This window comes from Halorubrum tibetense (assembly GCF_042661865.1).
Lineage (GTDB): Archaea > Halobacteriota > Halobacteria > Halobacteriales > Haloferacaceae > Halorubrum > Halorubrum tibetense.
This window is the reverse complement of the sequence record NZ_JBHSWW010000158.1, coordinates 1-5,617: the sequence shown is the minus strand read 5'-3', so window position 1 is coordinate 5,617 and position 5,617 is coordinate 1. Positions and strand designations below refer to the sequence as shown.

The 5,617-nt window shown below is 69.4% G+C and carries 6 protein-coding genes; 1 reads left to right on the top strand and 5 read right to left on the bottom strand.

The genetic code is table 11. From position 1 onward, the window contains the following. Window positions 1-149: 149 nt before the first annotated feature. Window positions 150-515 (bottom strand): DUF7475 family protein, encoded by a 366-nt coding sequence (locus tag ACFQEU_RS10510; protein WP_379781900.1) that lies wholly within the window; start codon window positions 513-515, stop codon window positions 150-152. A gap of 139 nt (window positions 516-654) precedes the next feature. After that, window positions 655-1,704, bottom strand: a complete 1,050-nt coding sequence (gene ncsA / locus ACFQEU_RS10505) for a tRNA 2-thiolation protein NcsA (RefSeq protein ID WP_379781898.1) — start codon at window positions 1,702-1,704, stop codon at window positions 655-657. A gap of 199 nt (window positions 1,705-1,903) precedes the next feature. Between ncsA and ACFQEU_RS10500 the strand changes: the two genes are divergently transcribed. After that, window positions 1,904-2,473: a DUF4442 domain-containing protein gene (locus ACFQEU_RS10500; protein WP_379781896.1), complete on the top strand. Its 570-nt coding sequence runs from the start codon at window positions 1,904-1,906 to the stop codon at window positions 2,471-2,473. Window positions 2,474-2,546: 73 nt separating this feature from the next. Here the strand turns inward: ACFQEU_RS10500 and ACFQEU_RS10495 are convergent, their stop codons facing one another. The 3 genes from ACFQEU_RS10495 to meaB all read right to left on the bottom strand — a co-directional run. Continuing rightward, a complete protein-coding gene (locus tag ACFQEU_RS10495) occupies window positions 2,547-3,425 on the bottom strand; it encodes a response regulator (RefSeq protein ID WP_379781894.1) in 879 nt (292 codons plus the stop codon). 208 nt (window positions 3,426-3,633) lie between these two features. Beyond that, on the bottom strand, window positions 3,634-4,566 hold the full coding sequence (locus ACFQEU_RS10490; protein ID WP_379781892.1) for an alpha/beta fold hydrolase: 933 nt from the start codon (window positions 4,564-4,566) through the stop codon (window positions 3,634-3,636). Between the two features lie 96 nt (window positions 4,567-4,662). After that, window positions 4,663-5,617 (bottom strand): methylmalonyl Co-A mutase-associated GTPase MeaB (gene meaB / locus ACFQEU_RS10485; protein ID WP_379781890.1); only part of this gene is annotated, 955 nt, incomplete at its 5' end.

Here is a 5,617-nt window from a genome sequence, read left to right as displayed (position 1 = left end):
GGCCGCGAGGGGAGCGAGCGGGGCGACGCGTCGTGCCGGCGACCCGACTCGTGACTGCAGCGCCGCAACGACCCGTCCGCGAACCCGGCGGACGGGACCGACACCGTCGCGTTCGTTCGCTGGCCCCCTGTCACCACCCGTCACGGCCGTCACGTGTTTCGGGCGTACAGCGCGACCAACACGCCGATCAGGACGACCTGTGCCACCTTGTCGACGACGTCGACCGTGCCGAGCTCCGCGAGCCCGGGCTGGTCGTTCAACACGTACCAGAGGACGACCTGTCCGGCGGTGAACGGCACCCCCAGCAGATACGTCAGGCGGCGCCGGAAGTCGACGAGCACCGCAGCGATGCCGACGACGAACCCCGCGGTCGCTCCGGCGAAGGAGATCCCGAGCCAGCCGGGGATGATGACCGCGAGATACAGGTGGACGAGCGCGGAGACGCCCGCCATCGCGATCCCGATCCAGTGTAGCGGCGTGAGCGCGTCCGTCCGGAGCGTGCCCGTGTCACTCATTGACGTTAGAACGGCGTCCGACGGGTTAATTCTTTCACCGGATCTGCCGAAAGCGGGGTGAACGACACCGATCGGCGCTCGAGCCATCGTCGACCCGCCGTCGACCCCGTGTCGGCTCGTCGATCCCCCGTCGCGCCGCTCACGCCGCTTCGATCGATTCGAGGAGCCGGCACTTCCGGCAGACGTCACGGCTGGTTTTCGAGCCGCAGCGTTCACACTCTCGGAGGGTCGGACGACCGTCATCGGCGCTGGCGTCCGAGTCGCCGTCCCCGTCCGACTCCACGTCCGATCTGGCGGGATCCCTTTCGTCCGACCCCACAGCGCCTCCCCGATATCGCTCCGCGACGATCCCGGACAGCTCCTCGTAGCCGGCCATGATCGAGTGGCGGGTGCCCGGGTGGTTCTCCTCCAGCTCGTGGATTACGGACTGGATCTCGCCGCGATACGCCTCCGACGCGTGGGGACACTCGGCCATGTGGACCGGGAGGTCGCGGACGTGACAGTACAGGGCGATCTCCTTCTCGGGGACGTCCCGCAGCGGCTTCGCCCGGGGAACGAACTCGTCGGTCTCGCCGCGTTCGTCGAACGGCCCGAGCGACGCGTCGAAGTGTTTCGCCACCTGGCGGACGTCGCCCTCGAGGACGTTCATCAGGGCGGTCTGGGCCTCGTCGTCGAGGTTGTGACCGGTGAGGAGTTTGTCGGCGTCGAACTCGGCGGCGTACCGCTCTAAGACGTCCCGGCGGAACACCCCACAGTACGCACACGGGGCCATGTTCTCGGGGTCGCTCTCGACGACGTCGTCCATGCGGACGCCGAACTCATCGTCGTAGGAGACCACCTCGTGGCGGATCGTCCGGTCCGCCGTGAGCTCGAGACAGGCGTCGAGGCTCTCGTCGCGATACCCCTCGATCCCCTCGTGGATCGTGAGCGCGAGCATCTCCACGCGGGGGTCCCGCCCGAACACGTCGTCGAGGATATGCGTCAACACGACGCTGTCCTTCCCGCCCGAGAGGCCGATCACCCAGCGGTCGGGGTTCTCGGGCGTCGCGTCCGGGTCGAGCAGGCCGTCCTCGCGGACGCGCCGTTTCACGCGCTTCTCGACCGAGCGACAGAGGTGCTCGCCACAGAGATGTGCCCCCGAGTAGGCGGCGTGATGGATCGCGTCGGCCCCGCACTTGTCACACTCCATTACCCCCGGCTTGCCGGTGGGTCGACATACGGGTTTCGGGGCGGGACGCAGCTGCGGGTTCGAGTCGAGGACGGCACCGCGTTCGGCCCGAGACGCCACGGGGTTCGGGACGAGGACGAAACTGCGAGTCGCCGGCAACCCCGCGTCGGTTGTTTCCCGTTCCGACACGCGTTTGCCCTCGGGCCCCCGCCGGTGTGACGTGACGGACGACGAGCCGACGACGGACGACGTCACGCCGGGAGCCCGCGTCGCCGCGGACACGCCAACCGGCCTCGACCGGGACCCCGATCCCGCCCCCGTAACCGGCGACCCGCCGGCCGAGAGCCTCCGCACGCGGCTGTGGCGGTACGGGTTCAACCTGCTTCCCGCCTACCGCGGCACCGGCGCACGCGTCGACCACATCGCCGCCGACTGGCGGTACGTCCGTGTCCGGGTCCCGTTCAACTGGCGGACGAAGAACGGGGTCGGGGCGACGTTCGGCGGGAGCCTCTACGGCGCGGTCGACCCCGTCTACATGACGATGTTCCAGCGGATCCTCGGGGACGGGTTCACGATCTGGGACAAGGCGGCCGCCATCGAGTTCCTCGAACCCGGCCGCGAGACGCTGTACGCCGAGTTCGAGCTCGACGAGGCGGAGACCGCGGGGATCCGTGAGTCGCTCGGACCGGGCGAGTCGACGGACCGAGACTACCTCGTCCGGATCGTCGACGACGAGGGGACGGTCCACGCGATCTGTCGGAAGACGCTGTACGTGCGCCGGGACCGCTGAGATCGGACCGCTCATGGGTCCCTGATCAGCTCTTGTGGGAGGGGCTCGTGCGGTCTCGTGGCTCCCTCGCGGATCAGTCGTCAGCGCGGGTCGCGTCCGAAACGGCCGAGCCACCCGAATTACCGTCGCCGTCCGAAACGGCCGAGCCACCCGAGTCGGCGTCACCGTCCGACCCTCCGTCGACCGCCGACACCGAGATGAGGAGCCGCCCGTCGCTTGTCGTGCTCACCAGCTTCGATTCGGGGAACGTGTTCCCGTCCGCGCGCACGCCGGTACTGCGTCCGGTCCAGCGGTCACCCTCCATGACGGCGGGCAACACGTTCGTGCGGATGTGTTCGACCTCGTCATCGGGGTGGAGTCGCTGCCACGGTTCGCCGACGAGCGTCTCGGGGTCGTACCCGTACGCCCGCGCGTACGCCTCGTCGACGTACTCGAACGTTCCGTCCGGACTCACGGTACAGACCGCGTCGAACGACACCCGTGCATCGACGTCGTCGACGGCGAGCGAGTGGGACGCGTCCGCCGATCCAACCGCGGTGTCCGGCCCGTCGAACGACCCGTCCTCCCCGTCGATAGCGTAGTCGACTCGTCGGATCAGCGTCGTGTAGGCGTCCGAGCCGCCGCGTTTCCGGACGTAATCGGTCACCCCGACGCGGACCATCTCGGCGGCGAGCTCGTCCGGCCCGGTGGCGGAGAACAACAGGAACGGCAGCTCGGGGTGTGTCTCACGGGCCGCCGACAGCAGCTCGACGCCGGTGCGCGCGGGCATGTCGTAATCCGTGACGACGCAGTCGAACGGCTCCTCTCGGATCCGCGCCAGCGCGGCGTCCGGGTCGGTTTCGACCGCGGTCTCACAGTCGAGGTCGGCGTCGCGTTCGAGGAACGTCGCGACCAGCTCGGCCAACCCCGGTTCGTCGTCGACACAGAGGACTCGCACGGAACGCTCGGTCATACCCCCTCTCGGCCGAGGGTCCCTAAACCTCTTCGCGCCTGATGTTCAGTTCTGATAGGGTGAGAGCGGTCGTCGAGACGGCAAGGGGGTCGCCCTCACGAGGAGCCGCGCCCAGGAAGAACACGCGCTCGCGAGGAGTCCCGCTCGTGAGCGGCCGCACTCACGCACTCACGCTTGCGCGGTCGCACTCACGCTTGCGCGGCTTCACTCACGCGGTTGCGCCAGCGACGAGGCTTTCGCGGACGGTTTCGAGGAAGCGGTTCGGGTGCTCGACGTGCGGGAGCAGCTTCGCGCGGTCGAAGACGACGAGCCGCGCGCCCGACGCGTCCGCGAGCTCGCGACCGTCGGTCAGCGGGCTCACCGCCGCCTCGCGGCCCCAGACGATGGTCGGCGGCACGTCGAGGTCGGCGAGCGCGGCCGCCAAGTCGAGCTCGCTGTTGAGGTACCCCGAGATGAACGACGCGGGCGCGAACCGCGCGTTCTCGACGTGGGTCGTCCGCCACTCGTAGTCCACCCACTCGTCGGTCGGGTTCGCGGGGTCATCGTAGCCGTGGTCGGCGTTGAAATACCGGATCGACGGTTTCGAGACGATCAAGTTGAACAGGGCCTCGCCGACGAGCGGAGCGCGGATCAGCTCTCGGAGGGGAGACTTCGGCGGGCTCGGGCCCGCGCGGGTCGTCGGGCAGACGGCGACGAACCCCGAGAACTCGATGTCGTCGGCAGCGGCGGCGTACGACGCCGACAGCGACGAGGCGACGACGGCCGGCTCGTCGAACGTCGAGAGGAAGTCCCGAACGAAGTCCTCGTACAGCGCCGCGGAGTAACGCAGCGGCGGGCGGTCCGACCGGCCGTACCCGGGGAAATCCGGCGCGATCACGTGGTAGTCGGCGGTGAGATCACCGAACACCTCGCGCCACTCTCCGGAGGAAGCCGCGGCGTTGATCCCGTGGAGCAATACCAGGTCGGGGTCGTCCGGGTCGCCGCCCTCCGTGTACGCGACGTCCATCCCGCGCCAGCGGAACGTCCCCTCGTCGCCGACGAGCGGCGATTCGAGGGCGTCGTCGTGGCGGAGTCCGGTGTTCACCGCGGCCAGCGCGCCGACGCCGAGGAGGGCCGTTCCGGCGAGGTTCCTGAGCTTCATGGAAACCTGTTGGTTCGCGGGCGACTTATAATCCGCGGGCGGAGGCGGCGGTCGCGGGATCCCGATACCGACCACGGTCATGAGCGACGCCGCGAGTCAGTCGTCGTCCATCGCCGAGCCGTCGCTCTCGGAGCTCGCGACCGACTCGTCGTCGACGAACGCCGCGAACGGATCGACGACGCTCGCCGCGACCGTGTACGGGTCGGTCTCGCGGCGACGCACCCGCTCGGCGAGCGCGTCGATCCCGCCTCGTCGTTCGATCTCCTCGGTCGCGAGCGCGCCGATATCCGAGCGGACGAGCGTCCGGATCTCCTCGGCGTACCGCTCGCGCTTGGTACGGTCGATCACACCCGAGTCGCGGAGGTATCGCGCGTGCGCGTCAAACGCATCGATCAGCGACTCGACGCCGTCCCCGGTTGTGGCCACGGTCCCGAGCACGTCGGGGGTCCACGTCGGGTCGCCCCCGCCGTCTCCATCGCCCTTGCCGTCTCCATCGACGCCGTCGTCGTCCGGGTGGTCGGGGACATCGAAGCCGTGGTGGCCGGTATCGAGCCCCTTCGTCGGGCTCTCACGGCGGTGGACCATCTCCTCCAGCTCCGCGAGGGTTCGGTCCGCCCCGTCCATGTCGGCTTTGTTGACGACGAACACGTCGCCGATCTCGAGGATACCGGCCTTGAGCGTCTGGACGTCGTCGCCCGAGCCGGGCTGGACGAGCACCGCGACCGTGTCGGCGGTGCGGACGATATCGACCTCGTTCTGTCCCGCGCCGACCGTCTCGATGATGATCGTGTCCTTGCCGAACGCGTCGAGCGCCTTCACCGCGTCCGCAGTCGCCATCGAGAGCCCGCCGAGCTGGCCGCGCGCGCTCATCGACCGGAAGAACACCTCCATGTCGCCGACGTTCGAGGCCATCCGGATCCGGTCGCCGAGCAGCGCCCCGCCGGTGTACGGCGAGGAGGGGTCGACGGCGACGACGCCGACCGTGTCGCCTCGCTCGCGATACGCCGCGGCGAGCGTGCCGACGAGCGTCGACTTGCCGGCACCCGGCGCG

What these genes read in the sequence shown, in the direction of transcription:
- ACFQEU_RS10510 (WP_379781900.1), bottom strand. Translation starts at nt 515, where the DNA reads ATGAGTGACACGGGCACGCTCCGGACGGACGCGCTCACGCCGCTACAC.
- ncsA (WP_379781898.1), bottom strand. Translation starts at nt 1,704, where the DNA reads ATGGAGTGTGACAAGTGCGGGGCCGACGCGATCCATCACGCCGCCTAC.
- ACFQEU_RS10495 (WP_379781894.1), bottom strand. Translation starts at nt 3,425, where the DNA reads ATGACCGAGCGTTCCGTGCGAGTCCTCTGTGTCGACGACGAACCGGGG.
- ACFQEU_RS10490 (WP_379781892.1), bottom strand. Translation starts at nt 4,566, where the DNA reads ATGAAGCTCAGGAACCTCGCCGGAACGGCCCTCCTCGGCGTCGGCGCG.